The 16,407-nt window shown below is 69.1% G+C and carries 20 protein-coding genes and 1 pseudogene; 12 read left to right on the forward strand and 9 right to left on the reverse strand.

The genetic code is table 11. The features are described from left to right. The first annotated feature begins 8 nt into the window (after positions 1 to 8). The 3 genes from flgE to mnmA all read left to right on the forward strand — a co-directional run bounded on the left by flgE (position 9) and on the right by mnmA (position 3,549). Positions 9 to 1,772 carry a flagellar hook protein FlgE gene (flgE, locus tag MU852_RS03780; RefSeq protein WP_249751084.1) on the forward strand — a complete coding sequence of 588 codons (1,764 nt, stop codon included), beginning with the start codon at positions 9 to 11 and terminating at the stop codon, positions 1,770 to 1,772. Between the two features lie 172 nt (positions 1,773 to 1,944). Continuing rightward, positions 1,945 to 2,229, forward strand: coding sequence for a CtrA inhibitor SciP (gene sciP / locus MU852_RS03785; protein ID WP_201217154.1), 285 nt, complete (start codon positions 1,945 to 1,947; stop codon positions 2,227 to 2,229). 102 nt (positions 2,230 to 2,331) lie between these two features. Continuing rightward, positions 2,332 to 3,549: a tRNA 2-thiouridine(34) synthase MnmA gene (gene mnmA / locus MU852_RS03790; RefSeq protein ID WP_430641186.1), complete on the forward strand. Its 1,218-nt coding sequence runs from the start codon at positions 2,332 to 2,334 to the stop codon at positions 3,547 to 3,549. Here mnmA and MU852_RS03795 read toward each other — a convergent pair. Genes MU852_RS03795 through MU852_RS03805 form a run of 3 tightly spaced genes read right to left on the reverse strand, consistent with a single transcriptional unit; the run spans position 3,546 to position 5,179 of the window. Beyond that, positions 3,546 to 3,887, reverse strand: a complete 342-nt coding sequence (locus tag MU852_RS03795) for a VOC family protein (protein ID WP_249751086.1) — start codon at positions 3,885 to 3,887, stop codon at positions 3,546 to 3,548. The genes mnmA and MU852_RS03795 overlap by 4 nt on opposite strands. A 54-nt stretch (positions 3,888 to 3,941) precedes the next feature. Continuing rightward, positions 3,942 to 4,643: a helix-turn-helix transcriptional regulator gene (locus tag MU852_RS03800; protein WP_249751087.1), complete on the reverse strand. Its 702-nt coding sequence runs from the start codon at positions 4,641 to 4,643 to the stop codon at positions 3,942 to 3,944. A gap of 44 nt (positions 4,644 to 4,687) precedes the next feature. Next, positions 4,688 to 5,179: a winged helix-turn-helix transcriptional regulator gene (locus MU852_RS03805; protein ID WP_249751088.1), complete on the reverse strand. Its 492-nt coding sequence runs from the start codon at positions 5,177 to 5,179 to the stop codon at positions 4,688 to 4,690. 174 nt (positions 5,180 to 5,353) lie between these two features. Between MU852_RS03805 and MU852_RS03810 the strand changes: the two genes are divergently transcribed. Next, positions 5,354 to 6,226 (forward strand): acyl-CoA thioesterase, encoded by an 873-nt coding sequence (locus MU852_RS03810; RefSeq protein WP_249751089.1) that lies wholly within the window; start codon positions 5,354 to 5,356, stop codon positions 6,224 to 6,226. A gap of 56 nt (positions 6,227 to 6,282) precedes the next feature. After that, positions 6,283 to 6,561, forward strand: a complete 279-nt coding sequence (locus MU852_RS03815; protein WP_249751090.1) for a hypothetical protein — start codon at positions 6,283 to 6,285, stop codon at positions 6,559 to 6,561. On the opposite strand, the gene MU852_RS03820 is transcribed toward MU852_RS03815, so the two are convergent. The 3 genes from MU852_RS03820 to queC are packed head-to-tail and all read right to left on the reverse strand — an operon-like array spanning position 6,558 to position 8,280. Further along, positions 6,558 to 6,926 carry a 6-pyruvoyl trahydropterin synthase family protein gene (locus tag MU852_RS03820; protein WP_249751091.1) on the reverse strand — a complete coding sequence of 123 codons (369 nt, stop codon included), beginning with the start codon at positions 6,924 to 6,926 and terminating at the stop codon, positions 6,558 to 6,560. The genes MU852_RS03815 and MU852_RS03820 overlap by 4 nt on opposite strands. Then, positions 6,926 to 7,561 carry a 7-carboxy-7-deazaguanine synthase gene (gene queE / locus MU852_RS03825; protein WP_249751853.1) on the reverse strand — a complete coding sequence of 212 codons (636 nt, stop codon included), beginning with the start codon at positions 7,559 to 7,561 and terminating at the stop codon, positions 6,926 to 6,928. Before queE ends, MU852_RS03820 begins: the two co-directional genes overlap by 1 nt. Beyond that, positions 7,558 to 8,280, reverse strand: a complete 723-nt coding sequence (gene queC / locus MU852_RS03830; RefSeq protein WP_249751092.1) for a 7-cyano-7-deazaguanine synthase QueC — start codon at positions 8,278 to 8,280, stop codon at positions 7,558 to 7,560. Before queC ends, queE begins: the two co-directional genes overlap by 4 nt. 208 nt (positions 8,281 to 8,488) lie before the next feature. Between queC and MU852_RS03835 the strand changes: the two genes are divergently transcribed. After that, a complete protein-coding gene (locus tag MU852_RS03835) occupies positions 8,489 to 9,277 on the forward strand; it encodes a histidine kinase dimerization/phospho-acceptor domain-containing protein (RefSeq protein ID WP_249751093.1) in 789 nt (262 codons plus the stop codon). After that, positions 9,255 to 10,109 (forward strand): response regulator, encoded by an 855-nt coding sequence (locus MU852_RS03840; RefSeq protein WP_249751094.1) that lies wholly within the window; start codon positions 9,255 to 9,257, stop codon positions 10,107 to 10,109. The genes MU852_RS03835 and MU852_RS03840 overlap by 23 nt, the downstream gene beginning before the upstream one ends. On the opposite strand, the pseudogene MU852_RS03845 reads toward MU852_RS03840, so the two are convergent. Continuing rightward, a pseudogene (locus MU852_RS03845) lies at positions 10,106 to 11,138 on the reverse strand (ligase-associated DNA damage response exonuclease). The gene MU852_RS03840 and the pseudogene MU852_RS03845 overlap by 4 nt on opposite strands. Before the next feature lie 72 nt (positions 11,139 to 11,210). Between MU852_RS03845 and MU852_RS03850 the strand changes: the two are divergent. The 5 genes from MU852_RS03850 (at position 11,211) to MU852_RS03870 (ending at position 13,788) form a co-directional block, all read left to right on the forward strand. Next, on the forward strand, positions 11,211 to 11,666 hold the full coding sequence (locus MU852_RS03850) for a PaaI family thioesterase (protein WP_249751095.1): 456 nt from the start codon (positions 11,211 to 11,213) through the stop codon (positions 11,664 to 11,666). Continuing rightward, complete coding sequence (locus MU852_RS03855) at positions 11,663 to 12,061, forward strand: PaaI family thioesterase (RefSeq protein WP_249751096.1); 399 nt, start codon at positions 11,663 to 11,665, stop codon at positions 12,059 to 12,061. The genes MU852_RS03850 and MU852_RS03855 overlap by 4 nt, the downstream gene beginning before the upstream one ends. Positions 12,062 to 12,224: 163 nt before the next feature. After that, positions 12,225 to 12,575 (forward strand): hypothetical protein, encoded by a 351-nt coding sequence (locus MU852_RS03860; RefSeq protein ID WP_249751097.1) that lies wholly within the window; start codon positions 12,225 to 12,227, stop codon positions 12,573 to 12,575. Positions 12,576 to 12,667: 92 nt separating this feature from the next. Continuing rightward, a complete protein-coding gene (locus MU852_RS03865) occupies positions 12,668 to 13,096 on the forward strand; it encodes a hypothetical protein (protein WP_249751098.1) in 429 nt (142 codons plus the stop codon). 56 nt (positions 13,097 to 13,152) lie between these two features. Further along, positions 13,153 to 13,788 carry a S24 family peptidase gene (locus tag MU852_RS03870; RefSeq protein ID WP_249751099.1) on the forward strand — a complete coding sequence of 212 codons (636 nt, stop codon included), beginning with the start codon at positions 13,153 to 13,155 and terminating at the stop codon, positions 13,786 to 13,788. 125 nt (positions 13,789 to 13,913) lie between these two features. Here MU852_RS03870 and MU852_RS03875 read toward each other — a convergent pair whose 3' ends face one another. Then, positions 13,914 to 14,387, reverse strand: a complete 474-nt coding sequence (locus MU852_RS03875) for an SH3 domain-containing protein (RefSeq protein WP_249751100.1) — start codon at positions 14,385 to 14,387, stop codon at positions 13,914 to 13,916. A 316-nt stretch (positions 14,388 to 14,703) separates the two neighbouring features. Next, positions 14,704 to 16,374, reverse strand: a complete 1,671-nt coding sequence (locus tag MU852_RS03880) for a lysine--tRNA ligase (protein ID WP_249751101.1) — start codon at positions 16,372 to 16,374, stop codon at positions 14,704 to 14,706. Positions 16,375 to 16,407 lie beyond the last annotated feature (33 nt).

The raw sequence follows: 16,407 nt of genomic DNA on the forward strand, positions 1-16,407 counted from the left end.
CGTCCCCAATGAGCCTCAACAGCGCCATGCTGGCCGGCGTGTCCGGGCTGGCCGCCAACTCCGCCGCCCTGGCCGCGATTTCCCAGAACATCGCGAACGTGAACACCGTGGGCTACAAGCGAACCCAGGGTGAATTCCAGACCCTGGTGAACAGCCAGTCCAAGGCCGGCGGCGGCTATTCCGCCGGCGGCGTCGCCGTCTCGGCCCGGTCCTTCATCAGCCAGGAAGGCCAGCTGCAGCGCACGACCGAGAGCACCGACCTGGCCATCGACGGCCAGGGCTTCTTCGTCGTGACCGACAAGGCCGAGGGCGTGGCCGCCACCGACACCCGCCTGTTCACCCGCGCCGGCGCCTTCCGCGTCGACAACATGGGCTATCTGAAGAACAGCGCGGGCCTGTACCTGCAGGGTTGGCCGGTGGATTCCAACGGCGAGATCTCGACCGACCCGTCGGACCTGTCGCGCCTGCGTTCGATCAACATCGGTTCGGTGGGCGGCACGGCCGAGCCGACCACCCGCGTCCAGATCAACGCCAACCTGCGCTCGACCCAGGAGTCGTCGGCCGCGGGCAGCGCCTCGACCTACAAGGGCGTGGAAGACGCCGCCGACGTCGAACACGACGTCTCGGTCCGCTACACCCGCACCGGCGCCAACACCTACGACGTCACCATCAAGTCCGGCACCCAGACCATCACCGGCCAGGCCGCGTTCGATCCCGCGACCGGCGCCCTGACCGGCCTGACCGGCCTGACCGCCAACAACGGCACGGCGGCGGTCGACGGCGCCCTGTCGACCCTGACCTTCACCCCGGCCACCGGCGCGCCCTTCGGCATCGCCCTGGCCGACATCGGCCTGCAGAACAACGTCGCCGCCGCCAGCAAGTACGACGCGTCGGTCAACTCGATGGCGATGTACGACGCCGACGACGACAATCCGGTGGGCGTGAAGCCGGACTTCAAGATGAACATCCCCGTCTCGGACTCGAAGGGCGGCCAGCGCAACCTGGAAATCCGCTTCCTGAAGAGCGACGAGCCCAACATCTGGTACGCCGAGATCGTCTCGGTCCCGCCCGAGGACGTCGTCACCGGCGCACCCTACAGCAACGGCCAGATCAAGACCGGCAAGATCGCCTTCACCCCGTCGGGTCGCCTCGACGTCGAGACGATGCAGAACTGGCCGGCCGGCACGGGCCTGTTCGACGATCCGACGCAGGCCACCCTGACGTTCGAGGAATCCGATCCCGACGAGGTCATCGATCCCCTGAACCCCGCCGACAACGGCCGGGTGAAATGGGCCGACGGCCTGGGCATCGCGGCCCAGACCCTGACCCTGGACCTGAACACCTCGGCCGGCGGCCTCAGCCAGCTGAACACCGCCTCGGTGGTTCAGTCGACCATCACCAACGGCACGGCCTTCGGCAATCTCAGCGAGATCGCCATCGACGACCAGGGCTTCGTCACCGCCATCTTCGACAACGGCGTCATGCGCCGCATCGCCCAGGTCGCGGTCGCCACCTTCCCCAGCCCCGACAGCCTGAAGGAGGTCTCGGGCAACGCCTACGCCGTCAGCCTGCAGTCCGGCACCTTCAACCTGAAGGCGGCGGGCACCGGCGGCGCGGGCTTCATCGCCGCCCAGCAGCTGGAAGCCTCGACCGTCGACCTGTCGCAGGAGTTCACCAGCCTGATCACCACCCAGCGGGCCTATTCCGCCTCGTCCAAGATCATCACCACGGCCGACGAAATGCTGGCCGAGCTGATCAACATCAAACGCTGATCGCCGAGTAGGTAATCATTAGGTTCAATGAATCGTCGCTCAACCATCGTTGAGAATGTCGGCTGTGGAGGGACGGATGTTAGCCGTTCCTTCACCACGACGCTTAAACGGCCCTTAGCGGCGGGCGCGTACTTTCACCGGACTACGGTGTTGGTGAAAGAGGCATAAGCCCATGTTGCAAGAGCGACGCCTTAACAGCAAAGGCGAACAATACGTGGTCGGACCCACCGGCACGCCGCTGACCCTGAAAGACCTGCCGCCGTCCAACACGGACCGCTGGGTCATCCGCCGCAAGGCGGAAGTCGTCGCCGCCGTCCGCGGCGGTCTGATCAGCCTGGACGACGCCCTGGCGAAGTATCGCCTGACCGCCGAGGAATTCCTGGCCTGGCAGAAGGCCATCGACAAATGGGGCATGCAGGGCCTGCGCACGACGCGCATCCAGAGCTACCGCTCCTAACCGCTTCCCCGAAGCCGATCAGGGGCCGCGTCCGGCGACGGACGCGGCCCTTGTTCTTTGCGGGGCCTCGAAATCGCGCGGGTTCGGTCCTAAATGGCGGCGATGAGCCTGGTCGAAGACATCTGCCCCGTTCCCGACATCGCCCCTATGACCTCGCAGCAGGACATGGACGCGGCGGTCGAGAGCGCGCGCGCCGCCGTCGGCCTGCCCGTCGGCGCCCGCGTGGTGGCGGCCATGTCCGGCGGCGTGGACTCCACCGTCGTCGCCGCCCTGCTGCACAAGGCGGGCTATGACGTGGTCGGCGTGACGCTGCAGCTCTACGACCACGGCGCCGCGCTGAAGAAGAAGGGCGCCTGCTGCGCCGGCCAGGACATCCACGACGCCCGCCTGGCCGCCGAGGCGATCGGCATTCCCCACTATGTCCTGGACTACGAAAGCCGCTTCCGGGACGCGGTGATCGACCAGTTCGCCGACAGCTATCTGAAGGGCCAGACGCCCGTTCCCTGCATCCGCTGCAATCAGACGGTCAAGTTCCGCGACCTGCTGGACGTCGCCCGCGACCTGGGCGCCGAGGCGATGGCGACGGGCCACTATGTCCGCCGCGCCGTCGCCGGCGATCGCTCGCAGATGCGCAAGGCGATCGATCATTCGCGCGACCAGTCCTACTTCCTGTTCGCCACCACCCAGGACCAGCTCGACTATCTGCGCTTCCCCCTGGCCGATCTGGAAAAGCCCCAGGTGCGCGGCGTCGCCGCCTCGCTGGGCCTCAGGATCGCCGCCAAGCCGGACAGCCAGGACATCTGCTTCGTCCCCACCGGCGATTATCGCACCCTGATCGACCGCCTGCGGCCGCAGGGGCGCGAGGCCGGCGAGATCGTGCACATGGACGGCCGGGTGCTGGGCGCGCATGCGGGGATCACCGACTACACCATCGGCCAGCGCCGGGGCCTGAACGTCGCCGTGGGCGAGCCGCTGTTCGTCGTGCGGCTGGAGCCCGAGGCCCGCCGCGTCGTCGTCGGCCCGCGCGAGGCGCTGCTGACCGCCCGCCTGACGCTGGAAGAGACCAACTGGCTGGGCGACGAGGCCACGATCCACGAAGCCGCCGCCGCCGGCGCGCCCGTCCTGGCCCGCGTCCGCTCGACCCGCCCGCCCTCCCCGGCCCGCCTGGCCCTTGTCGAGGATCAGGTCGCGGTCCTGTTCGACCAGGGCGAGGAAGGCGTCGCCCCCGGCCAGGCCTGCGTCCTCTACGATCCGGCCGACCCCGACCGCGTCCTGGGCGGCGGCTTCATCCGCGACACGACGGCCGCCTTCCAGGCCTAGACCGCGGCATAGACCCTCAGCCGATTGCCGTCGGGGTCGCGGGCCAGGAAGCTGCGTCCCCCGTCCTCGTCGGCCGGCGGCAAGACGATGCGCGCGCCCCGGTCCCACCATTCGATATGAAGCTCGTCGACGGCGGTCGACGCGGCCAGGGCGAAGTCCACCTGGGCCGGCGGGATCGCCGCGCCGCGCCACAGGCTCAGGGTCCGGCCCGGTGACAGGGCGAAGACCGCATGGTCCGCGCTCGCCGCCAGCGGCCGGCGCCGCAGCAGGCCCGAATAGAACCGGGCGGCGGCCTCCGGGTCGGCGACGGCCAGCGGAATGTCCTCGATCTCGGTCATGCGTCCCTCCTGTGCGGCGAGAACAAACCTAGACCGTCATCCTGCCAGTTCCTGTCAGCATGGAGCGTCCTGCGCCGCCGTCTCCCGGCTCGCGCGCCACTGCTTCAGCAGCACCGCCCGGCGCGCCGGGCAACGCGCGTCCAGCACCTCGGCCTCCTCGATCCGGTCGGTGCGGAAATGGCGGAAGTCGGCCCGCAGTTCGCACCAGCCGACCAGCAGCCGCACCCGGTCGAAGAAGGCCAGGGCGAAGGGCCAGATCACCCGCTCGGAGGCGGCGCCGGCTTCGTCGCGGTAACACAGCTTCAGCTTCCGCTCGGTGCGGATCGCCTTTCTGAGCAGCGCCGGATCGACGTGGTCGGCCGGAAACGGCGCGCCGGGCACGACCAGCAGGGCCTCGGCCTCCATCTCGTCCCGCAGGTCCGGCGGAACCACCGCGCCGATCCGCGCCAGGGCGCTCAACGCCGCATCGCGCATCCGCGCGTCGGCCCGGTCCGCCACCCAGCGCGAACCCAGCACCAGCGCCTCGATCTCCTCCGGCGTGAACATCAGCGGCGGCAGCAGGAAGCCGGGCCGCAGCACATAGCCCACGCCCGGCTCGCCCTCGATGGTCGCGCCCTGGGCCTGAAGGCTGGCGATGTCGCGGTAAAGGGTCCGCAGGCTGACCCCCATCTCCTCGGCCAGCGCCTGGCCGCTGACGGGCCGGCGACGCCGCCTCAGGGCGTTCAACAGGTCGAAAAGGCGCTCGGACCGCGACATGGCGCGACCCTAGCAGGCCTGCTGACAAAAAGCGGCAGCAGCCGCTACGCCGCTTCCCTCGGCGGCAGAACCTCTCCGACCGTGGGGCGGTTCTCGGCGCGGGTCAGGCGGATGTCCCTGGGTTTGACGATCTCGCCGCAGCAGTTGCAGGCGATCCGGGGGTTCAGGGTGTGGCCGCAGGTCTTGTGGACCATGTCGATGCCGCTGTCGGTCTCGCCATAGACGTGCTTGTTCCCCCAGGCGTGCAGCGTCACCAGAACGCCGTACAGATCCTTGCCCTTGGCGGTCAGGACGTATTCGTTCCTCGGCGGGCGTTCGGAATACAGGCGCGGCTCCAGCACCCCGTGCTGGACCAGGCTCTTCAGCCGGGCGGCCAGGACGTTGCGCGCCACGCCCAGATTGTCCTGCCACTGTTCGAAGCGGCTGACCCCGTTGAAGGCGTCGCGGATGACCAGCAGCGTCCACGGATCGCCGATCACCTCCAGCGTGGCGGCGATCGAGCAACTCTGGCGGCTGTAGTCGGCGGTGCGTCCCATGCGCGGAAAGTGACCCCGCGTCAGCCTGTTGGCAAGAGGGTTGCCAATCCGAACCCAGTCAGTCAGTCTTGTTTCGCAACGGACTTGCGGGCCTCCCGGCCTTCGGTCCTTGTTCCTTGACTGGCGGAGGGTCCGCCCCGACCCTCCGCGCCTCTTCGGCCCTCTGGATCGCCCATGACCACGTTCCCCGCGCCCCTGTCCCCCGCGCCCCTGTCCCTCGCCCAAGCCCTCGCCTTCCGCCCGATGGAGGATGGCGCCCTGTCAGCCTCGGTGGCGGGCGACTTCTCCAACGGCCCCAGCGGCGCGCCGCCGGAGAAGGGCTTTCCCTTCGGCGGGCTGCTGGCCGCGCTGTGCGCCGAGGGCATGCGCCAGGGCCTGGCGCTGACGGCGCCGCTGCGGACCCTGTCGGTCCAATATCTTTCGGCCGCGCGGTTCGGCCAGCCCGTCGCCTTCCGCCCGCGCCTGCTGCGCGGCGGCCGCAACGTGATCTATGCGGCGATCGAGGCCGACCAGGACGGCCGCATGACGCACCACGCCACCGGCACGTACGGCGTCGATGCGGCGACGCCGCCGCTTTCGCCCCTCCATGCGCCGCCGCCGCCGCTGGAGAGCCTCGACCCGGAGGCGCGCATCGGCGGGCCGATGGCGCCGCACTTCGCGCGCCACGTCGATTACCGCTTCGACGGCGGCCCCAACATTCTGGGCGGCAACGAGGGCCGGCCGGTGGTGGAGCGCACCTGGATGCGGATGGCCGACCGCCGACCGCTGGACGAGGTCGGCCTGTGCTATCTCCTGGACGCCCTCTATCCGCCGGCCTGGACCGCCAGCGCCAGGCCCGCCCCCATGACCACGGTGGACCTGCGCATCGACATCCTGGCCGATCCCACGCCCGCCACGGCGCCGGACGGCTGGGCCTTCTTCGAGTTCAGGATGCTGGACCTGGGCCTGGGCTGGACGGTGGACGAAGCGACCGCCTGGGGGGCCGATGGCGCGCCGCTGGCGATCTCGCGTCAGCGCCGAAAACTGCTGCCCCAGCGCGGCGCCTGAAGTCAGCCTCCGTTCATCGTTATGGGCCATTCTTCCAATTCTCTGAAGGAGCCCTCATGCGTCGTCGAAATCGTCGTTTTCCCGTCGCTCAAATCGTCGTCCTCCTGGGCGGGGCGGCGATGCTCCAGGGCTGCGTCGTCGGCGCGGTCGTCGGCGGGACCGCCGCCGTCGTGGGCGGCGCGGCCAAGGCCGGGGGCGCGGTGGTCGGCGCCGGCTTCGACGCCGTCACCACCTCCGACGAGGAGACGCGCCTGAAACGCGAACGCGAGCAGCGCGACTGGGAGCGCGAACAGCGCCGCTGCGAGCAGCGCCGGCGTCAGGGCCGCGACTGCTAAAGCGTCAGCACGCACCGCTCGTTGATGGTCGGCCGCGCCACCTGGATGCGGCACAGGCCCGGCCAGTCGGGCCGAAGCGTTCGGGCGAACCACAGGCACAGGTTCTCCAGGCTGGGCAGTTCCAGCCCCGGATGCTCGTTCAGCATGCCGTGGTCCAGCGTCTCGGCCGCCGCCTTCAGCGCCCGGTCCAGCGCGCCCAGGTCCGCGACCCAGCCATGCTCGGCGTCCAGCGTCTCGGACCGCACCGTCGCCTCCACCGTGAAGGAATGGCCGTGCACCCGGCGATAGATGCTGCCTTCCGGCTCGTTCGGAAAGTGGTGGGCGGCGTCGAATGTCGCCTGTTTGGTGATCTCGAAGACGGGCATTAGCGGACGCCGATGTATTTGTGGGTCTGGACGCTGAGGCGCCATTGGGGGTGGGTCAGGCAGTATTCGATGGCGGCGGCGGTGTTGGCGGCCTGGTCCGGACCGTCCATCGGCTGCAGCCAGAAGCGCTCGAACTCCAGCGCCTCGAACCGCTCGGGCATGGCGGCCGGTTGCGGATAGACCAGCTTCAGCTCCTGCCCGCGCGTCTGCACCACCGGCGCGTCGGCCTTGGGGCTGATGCAGACCCAGTCGATCCCGTCGGGCGCCGCCAGCGTGCCGTTGCTCTCGATGGCGATCTCGAACCCGCGCGCGTGCAGCGCCGCGATCAGCGGCTCGTCCAGTTGCAGCAACGGCTCCCCGCCCGTGCAGACCACCAGCTTCGGATCGCCCTCGCGCCCCCGCCACATCGCCGCGACATGGTCCGCCAGCACGCCGGCCGTGGAGAACTTGCCCCCGCCGTCGCCGTCCACGCCGACGAAGTCCGTGTCGCAGAAGGTGCAGACCGCGCTCGCCCGATCCTGCTCGCGCCCGCTCCACAGATTGCAGCCGGCGAAGCGCAGGAAGACCGCCGGCCGGCCCGCCTGCCCCCCCTCGCCCTGCACCGTGAGGAAGACCTCCTTGGCCGAATAGGTCATCGGGCCGAGACCCATTCCTCGTATCCGGCCGCGCGCAACTCGCACGCCGGGCATTCGCCGCAGCCGTAGCCCCAGGCATGACGATGCGCCCGGTCGCCCCGGTAGCAGGTGTGGCTGTCCTCGACGATCAGCTCGACCAGCCCGTCGCCGCCGATCCGGTGCGCCAGCGCCCACGTCTCGGCCTTCGTCAGCCACATCAGCGGCGTGTCGATCACCACCGGCTTGTCCAGCCCCAGGGACAGCGCCCGCGCCATCACCTCCATCGTCTCGTGGCGACAGTCGGGATAGCCCGAATAATCCGTCTCGCACATGCCGCCGACCAGCACCTCCAGCCCGCGCCGATCCGCCAGCGCCGCGGCCGCGACCAGGAAGATCAGGTTGCGCCCCGGCACGAAGGTCGTCGGCAGGCCGCGCGCGTCCATCTCGATCTTGCGATCGGCGGTCAGGGCGCTCTCGGCGATCCGGCCGTATCCGGTCAGGTCGATCACATGATCCTCGCCCAGCCGCCCGGCCCAGGCCGGCAAGGCCCTGGCCATGCCGTCACGCACCGCCTGGCGGGCCTGCATCTCCACGAGGTGACGCTGGCCGTAGTCGAAGCCGACCGTCTCCACCCGCTCGAACCGCTCCAGCGCCCAGGCCAGGCAGGTGGCGCTGTCCTGCCCGCCCGAGAACAGGACGAGGGCCGAGGTCGAAGGGGTCGTTTCCTGGATGACGCTCATGACAAACCTGCGGTCGGCCGCCGGCCGCGCGCATGCAAAGGGGGTGGGGACCGCATATGGGTCGGGCGCGGCTTCTACACCACCCCGGCCGCCGCTGCAAAAGCCGCGGGATGACGCCGCTGCGCCGATCGCCGGCGGCGCCCCGCACTTAACGATTCCGCAAAGCCTTCAACGGCATGGTCCCTTCAGTAGTGGAGTATCAGGCCGCATGCCGACCATCGAGGCCCTCTGTGAGCGTCCGAAGCCGATCGCCCCGACGACGTTGGGGTCGGAGGTCTTTGCGCGTTTCCGCAGGGAGCCGGACACGCTGGTCATTCCGGTGGTCGAGGACGACCGCCCCATCGGCCTGATCGAACGCACGACCTTCCTGGAAAAGATCGCCGGCCCGTTCGGCCACGCCCTGTACGAAGGTCGCGCCGTCACCTTCGTGATGGACGCCGAGCCGGCGGTGGTCGAAGCGGGCGTCCGCATCGACGCCTTCTGCGACATCATGCTGAAGGGCGGCCCCGCCGCCTTGCTGCGCGGCTTCATCGTCACGCGCAACGGCCTTTATTACGGCGTCGGAACCGCCGCGACGCTGTTGCAGGCGGTCAACCAGCGCCAGCGCGACCAGAACCGCGAACTGGCCGAACAGGCCGAGGCGCTCAGCGACACCCGCGCTCAGGCCCTGGCCGCCGCCCGCGCCAAGAGCCAGTTCCTGGCGATCATGAGCCACGAGTTGCGCACGCCGATGAACGGCGTCCTGGCCGTCGCCGAACTGCTGCGCCGCCAGCCGCTGAACGAGGCCGCCCAGGCCCACGTCCAGACCATCATGGACTCGTCCGAGACCTTGCTGCGCATCCTGGAAGACGCGCTCGACCTGTCCAAGGCCGAGGCCGGCGAGCTGGAGCTGTCGCCGGCGCCCACGCCCTTCGCTTCGCGCCCTGACCGACGACATCCAGGCCCTGTGGGAGCCGCGGGCGTCGCAGGACGGCGTGACCCTGCTGGTCAGCTATGAGGGCGACACCGAACTGGCCGCCGTCATCGACGGCGTGCGGGTCAAGCAGGTGTTCAACAACCTGATCGGCAACGCCCTGAAATTCGCCCGCAACGGCGTGGTCGAGGCTGGGATGAAGGCCTGGGTCGACAACGGCCGCGTCCGCATCGAGGCCCGCGTGCGCGACGACGGTCCCGGCGTCGATCCCGACCGCGTGGATTCCATCTTCGAGCCCTTCGTGCACGGATCCGGCCCGGACGGCGCCGGCCTGGGTCTGTCGATCTGCCGCCAGGTGATCGACCGCATGGGCGGGCGCATCTGGGCCGAGAACAACGCCGGCCGGGGCGCCACCTTCGCCTTCGACCTGACGGCGGAACGCGCCGTGATCGAGCAGGAGCAACCGTCCAACGTCTCGGACCTGGCGGACTTGGAGCTGAAGAGCGCGCCCCACATCCTGATCGTCGACGACAACGCCACCAACCGCGTCGTGGCCCAGGCGCTGTGCGAGATGTTCGGCTGCAGCTCCGAACTGGCCGAGGACGGCATGGAGGCCCTGGCGGCCGTGCAGGAGCAACGCTTCGACCTGATCCTGATGGACATCAAGATGCCCCGCATGGACGGCGTCCAGGCCACCCAGGCCATCCGCGCCCTGCCCGGCGCCGCGGGACGCACCCCGATCGTGGCCCTGACCGCCAACGCCGATCCGGACGACGCCAAACACTATCTGTCCATCGGCATGGCCGCGGTGGTCGAAAAGCCGATCAAGCCGGAACGGCTGCGCATGGCCATGAACGCCGCCCTGACCGAAGACGAAGAGGCCAGCGAGGCCGCCGACGGCCGCTCCGCCGCCTAGGCGCCCTCGGCCGCCTCGTCGGGCCGTTCGTCCTCTTCGTCATAGCCGACCAGGCGAAGCGCGCGGGCCTTCATTCCCCGCAGTTCCGCCCAGCGCAGCAACCCCTCCTCGCGCCCGTGGGTGATCCAGACCTCCTCGGGGTCCAACTCCTCGAAGGTCGCGGTCAGTTCGCCCCAATCCGCATGGTCTGAGATCACCAGCGGCAGTTCCACGCCACGCTGGCGCGCGCGCGCTCGAACGCCCATCCAGCCCGAGGCGAAGGCGGGGATAGGGTCTGCGAATCGACGCGCCCAGCGGTCCTGGATGGCGCCCGGCGGCGCGATGGCCACCTCGCCCCCCAGGGCGCCGCGAGGCAGGTCGCGGGTCGGCAGAAGCGGGCCCAGCGCCACGCCCTCGCGCTCGTAAAGGGCGTTCAACCGCTCCATCGCGCCGTGGACGTAGATGGGCCGGCTCCAGCCCGCCTCGCGCAACAGACGAATGATGCGCTGCGCCTTGCCCAGCGCATAGGCCCCGACCAGATGGGCCCGCTCTGGGAACTGTCCCAGCGAGCGCACCAGCCGGCCGATCTCCTCGCCATCGGGGATGCCGAAAGACCGGCAGGCCGAAGGTCGCCTCCGAAATGAAGACATGGCAGGGCACGGGCTCGAACGGCGCGCAGGTCGGATCGCGCCGGCGCTTGTAATCGCCCGACACCACCATGGTCAGTCCCTTCCACCGGACCTCGACCTGGGCCGAACCCAGGACGTGACCGGCGGGGACCAGGCGCAGGTCCACCCCGTTGATCGCCGTCGCCTGCCCGTACTCCGCCGCCTGCTCGCGGCCGGCGAAGTCGTCGCCATAGCGTTCCGCCATGATGGCCAGCGTCTGCCGGGTGGCCAGCACCGAGCCGTGCCCTGCTCGGGCGTGATCGGAGTGGCCGTGGGTGATCACCGCCCGATCCACGGGCCGGACGGGATCGACGTAGAAGTCGCCCGGCGGGCAATAGAGGCCGGCCGGCGTCGGGTGCAGCAAGTCTTCGGGTCGGATCATCTCCCTCTAACGCCCTCGACGCGCTCCGGTCGCGCTTCCTAGAGTGGCCCGACGGAATCGCACGGAACCCCCATGGCCGACAGCACCCTGATCGACATCCTGCCCCAGCTCGCTTCGGGCGCGGCGCACACCCACGCCCTGGGCTTCGTCTTCGAGGGGCTGCACGACGAGGCGTCGCCACGCATCCGCGTCCCGTACCGCCCCGAATGGATCGGAGACCCGGACACCGGCGTCCTGGCGGGCGGATTGGTGACGACCCTGCTGGATCACGTCGGCGGCCTCGCCGTCTGGGTCGCCATGGACGCCTTCCAGCCCGTGGCCACGCTGGACCTCAGGGTCGACTACATGCGGGCGGCCGAGCCGGGCCGCGACCTGTTCGCCCAGGCGCGCTGTTTTCGCCTGACCCCGACCATCGCCTTCGTGCGCGGCTGGGCGTTCGAGGACGACCCTTCGAACCCGGTCGCGGCGTCCCAGGCCGCCTATGTGGTCAACACCTCCCGATCCGCCAAGACGGAGGCCGCCGCATGACCCCGCCCCTGCTGGACCGTCTTCCCTATGCGCGGTTTCTGGACCTGCGGACGCAGATGAACGGAGACGAGCTGACCGTGGTGATGCCGTTCGCGGACCGACTGATCGGCAACCCGATGCTGCCGGCGCTGCACGGGGGCTCGACGGCGGCTCTGCTGGAGATGACGGCGATGGCCCAGGTCGCCCTGGCCTTTCCCGGCGCGCGGCTGCCACGTCCCATCAACGTCACCGTCGCCTATCTGCGCACGGGCCGGCCACGCGACGTCTTCGCGCGCGCCAGCATCAGCCGCGCCGGTCGCCGCGTGGCCCATGTGCTGGCCGAGGCGTGGCAGGACAGCCGCGACCAACCCATCGCCTCGCTGACGGCGCATTTCCTGCTGGAAGACGGCGCCTAGACCGGCGTTTGCGCCGATCCGCACATCCCGTCACTCATGATGCACGCGCATGGCGCGCGCGGTCAACTTCCCCTGATTGCAGGCAAGTAAACAGACCCCTAGGAAACAAGGTTAAATCGTGTTAGGGTTAAGGCCTCGTTGACCATACCCATAGGGGCTTTTCATGGACCGCACTGAAGTCGTCGCTGGCGTCGCCGGCGATCTCTACGCCACCGAACACGCCATCGACGCCGCCATCACCCAGGCCACGACCCTGGTGCAATCGTTCATCGGCGCCCGTGCGGCCCTCGAGCTTTCCCCTGTCGCCGCCACGGGCTCGCAAGCCAAGGCGATGGAAGCGATCGCCGCCCTGGCGACGGCGCGCGAAGCCATCGTCGCCTGCCACGCCGAAATGCAGAAGGACCACCGCCGCCTGGGTTGGGGCACCTACGCCGCGGGCCCGGTCGGCAAGCCCGACGACTGGCTCGACCCGCAGCCGCGCGAACGCACCAAGAACCACCTTCGCGTTGCGTGAAATACGGTAACCTGAGCGGTATCCGGTACCCGCACCGCTCATTTTAGGTCATTATCGCCCCCAAGGCTGATCGGCTTTGGGGGCGATGTCGTATGTTCAATATGCTCTATGCCCAGATCGGGGCCATCGTGATGATCGCGATGTGCATCTTCGCCTTTCTGAAAGGCGGGGATGTGGAGCGTATCGGCGCCGGGGCCTATCTGCTGGCCTGGTTCGCCTCCATCCTGGTGCAGGGCGATACGGCCACGGCCGCCATACCCTACGGCATGTTCCTGATCGACCTGATGACGCTGGTGGTGTTCGTGGCCCTGAGCTGGCGGTATCGGCGGACCTGGCCCGTGTGGGCGGCCGGGCTGCAACTGATGACGGTGATGAGCCACCTCCTGATCATGACGGATGCGCGATTGCCGATCACCTCGCTCTACACGGTGATGAATCTGGTCAGCTATTTGACCATCGGCTGCATCGCCGTCGGCACCTTCTGGGCCTGGCAGGAGCGGCGGGCCGCCGGGCTGGAATAGGCAGACATTCCTATCTCGTTGCGATAGGCTGAGGCGAATCGCTTCCGGAGGGCGTCATGCCCCTGTCTCATGCCCGATTGTGGAAGGCGCTGGACGCCCTGGCGCGCCGTGAAGGCCTGTCGCCGTCCGGTCTGGCGCTGAGGGCGGGTCTGGACGCGACCGCCTTCAACCCGTCCAAGCGTTTCGGCGCCGGCGATCCCCCTCGGCCGCGCTGGCCCTCCACCGAAAGCCTGACGCGCATACTGGAGGCGACCGGGGTCTCGCTGGCCGACTTCGCCGCCCTGGCGGACGATGCGCCCCCAACGCCCGCCGTCATTCCGCTTCTGGGCCTGGCCCGCGCGGGCCAGGACGGCTTCTTCGACGAGGCGGGTCTGCCGGTCGGCGACGGATGGGATCAGACCGAACTGCCCCGACCGTCCGCCGGCCTGTTCAGCCTCAGGATCAGCGGCGACTCCATGGCTCCGGCCTATCGCGACGGAGACCGGGTCATCGTCGACCGCGAGGCCGCTCCGCCGAGACGCGGGGATCGGATTGTCGCCCGACTGGCCACGGGCGAGGTGGTGGCCAAGGAACTGGCGCGCCTGACCTCCCGGACCGCGACCCTGACCTCGGCCAATCCCGACTATCCGCCCCGGGTCGTGCCGCGCGCGGATATCGAGTGGATGGCGCGCATCCTGTGGGTCAGCCAATAGAGAACCCCCGCCCGGCGGACCGGACGGGGGTTCGTGCTCAGCGGCGCACCGCGAGCGATTCATCGTGATCGCCGGGGACCTTTGGGGGCGAAGGAGGTCCCGGGCGGCTCACGACGCCAGGGGCCTCAGTTGGCCGTGACGTAATGGGCGTTGACCCAGCCGCCGCCGGCGATCTGAATCCACTCGCCCTGCGAACCGATGGCGGTGAAGGGCTGGCCCGCCGACAGACTGCCGGCTTGGCGGTAGCCGGTTCCCGGACCGCTGCGGATGCGAAGGTTGGACGAGGCGCGATAGGTGTTGGCGTTCGCCTGAGACGCCGCGCGGGCGCGCTGCTGGTTGCAGCCGATGTAGGAACCGGCCGCAGCGCCGGCGCCGGCGCCGACCACCGTGCCCAGGGTGCGCTCGTTGCGGGCCAGATTGGAGCCGACCACGCCGCCGACCACCGCACCCAGAAGCGCGCCGGCTTGCTGGCGGCCGCCCGGGGCGTCGCAGTTGGTCACGCCGTTGGCCTGGGCCTGGGCCGCCATCGGAGCAGCGGTGACCAGGGCGGCCAGCGCCGCGGCGGTGGCCAGACCGGTGTTCAAGATCTTGTTCGACATGGCTCTTCTCCTGTCATCGAGTGCGTCGATGGACAGAACAATGCCGCCGCCAAGCTGAAGGCTCCCGGAGCCGCGCGGTTATTTTCGGTTCATGTTCGCTGCGGCTGCCGGCCTTCGGCCTGCTTGAGCCGCAGGTCGTCAATCCTCCCCGTGAAGCGCAGCGTAACGGGGGTGGGGACCGCGAAGCGGTGGAGGGGGCGGACGCCGCACCGGAGGACGGGATTAAGACCGGATCCCGCCGGACACATCGCGCCCGTTTCCGCCCCCTCCACCACCCTTCGGGCGGGCCCCCTCCCCGCTTCGCGGGAGAGGATCGTTACCCCGCCAACTCCCCGTTCGCGCCGGCCTCGATCAGAGCGATCGTCTGCGGCAGGCCGTAGATCGCCGCGAACGACCCGAAGCGCGGCCCCTGCGATGCGCCCAGCAGCACTTCGTACAGAGCCCCGAACCACCCCCGCAAAGGCTCGAACCCATGGTCCTTGCCCACGGCATAGACCTCGTTCTGGATCGCCTCGCCATCGGTCGTGTCCGCCGGCAGGGCCTTCAACCGTTCCGCCAGATCCAAGAGCGCCGCCTTTTCCTTCGCGTCCGGCAGACGGTAGGACTTCGCCGGCTTCACGAAGTCCTCGTAGTAGTTCAGCGCGTGGTCCATCAGCCGGTCGAGCAGCGGCTCATTTTCCGGGGTCGCTTCCGGCAGGTAGCGCGCGAAATAGGCCCACAGCTGATCCTTGCTGGACGCATTGGCCACCCCCACCAGGTTCAGCAGCAGGGCGAACGACACCGGCGACGTATGCGACGGCGGATCGCCGGCGTGGATCGACCAGACGGCGTTGTCGATCCGCTTGGCCGGCTCCTGCGTCTTGTAGCTTTCGACGAAGGCCAGATAGTCGTCGATCGCCCGCGGAATGACGTTGAAATGCAGGCTCTTGGCCGACTTCGGCGACTGGAACATGTACCACGACAGGCTCTCGGGCGTGCCGTAGCGCAGCCATTCCTCCATCGTCAGGCCGTTGCCCTTGGACTTGGAGATCTTCTTGCCCTCGATGTCGAGGAAGAGTTCGTAGTTGAAGCCTTCCGGCGGCGTGCCGCCCAACGCGCGACAGACCTTGGACGATTCCCGCACGCTTTCGATCAGGTCCTTGCCCGACATCTCGTAGTCGACATCCAGCGCGGTCCAGCGCATGGCCCAGTCCGGCTTCCACTGCAGCTTCACATGGCCGCCGGTGACCGGAACCTCGGTGCGTCCGCCGGCCGGATCGTCGAAGACGATGGTGCCCTTTTCGACGTTCCGCTCCAGCGTCGGAACCTGCAGCACATGGCCGGTGATCGGGCTGATCGGCAGGAACGGCGAATAGGTCGCCCGGCGTTCCTCGCCCAGGGTGGGCAGCATGATGGCCTGGACCGCATCGAATCGTTCCAGCAGGCGCAGCAGCACTTCGTCGAACCGACCCGACCTGTAGGTCTCGGTCGAGGACATGAACTCGTAGTCGAAGCCGAACGAGTCCAGGAAGGCCCGCAGCCGCGCGTTGTTGTGCGCGCCGAAGCTGTCGTGCGTGCCGAACGGATCGCGCACCTGGGTCAGGGGCTTGTGCAGGTCTTCGGCTAGCATTTCCGGATTGGGGATGCCCTCCGGCACCTTCCTCAGCCCGTCCATGTCGTCGGAGAAGGCGATCAGACGCGTCGGCCAATGGTCGCCGGTCAGGGCGCGGAAGGCGTTGCGCACCATGGTCGTGCGCGCCACCTCGCCGAAGGTGCCCATGTGCGGCAGGCCCGAGGGACCGTAGCCGGTCTCCAGGATCACCGACCGTTGCAAGGCCTCGAACGTCGCCAGCGCCTCGTCGGTCTTGCCGGCGTCGATCAGCAGTTTGGCCGCGTCACGCTCGGCGTCGCTCAGCCGCTTCTTGAGCACATGGGCCAGAAGATTGCGGGCTTGTTCGAAAGGCCACGAGCGGGCCTCGCGGGCGAGGGTTTCGAGGTTCTGCAGCATGGGCCGAGCGTTTGGCCCGTCCACGCGCCCCGG

The sequence above is a fragment of the Brevundimonas albigilva genome (assembly GCF_023503965.1).
Classification (GTDB): domain Bacteria; phylum Pseudomonadota; class Alphaproteobacteria; order Caulobacterales; family Caulobacteraceae; genus Brevundimonas; species Brevundimonas albigilva.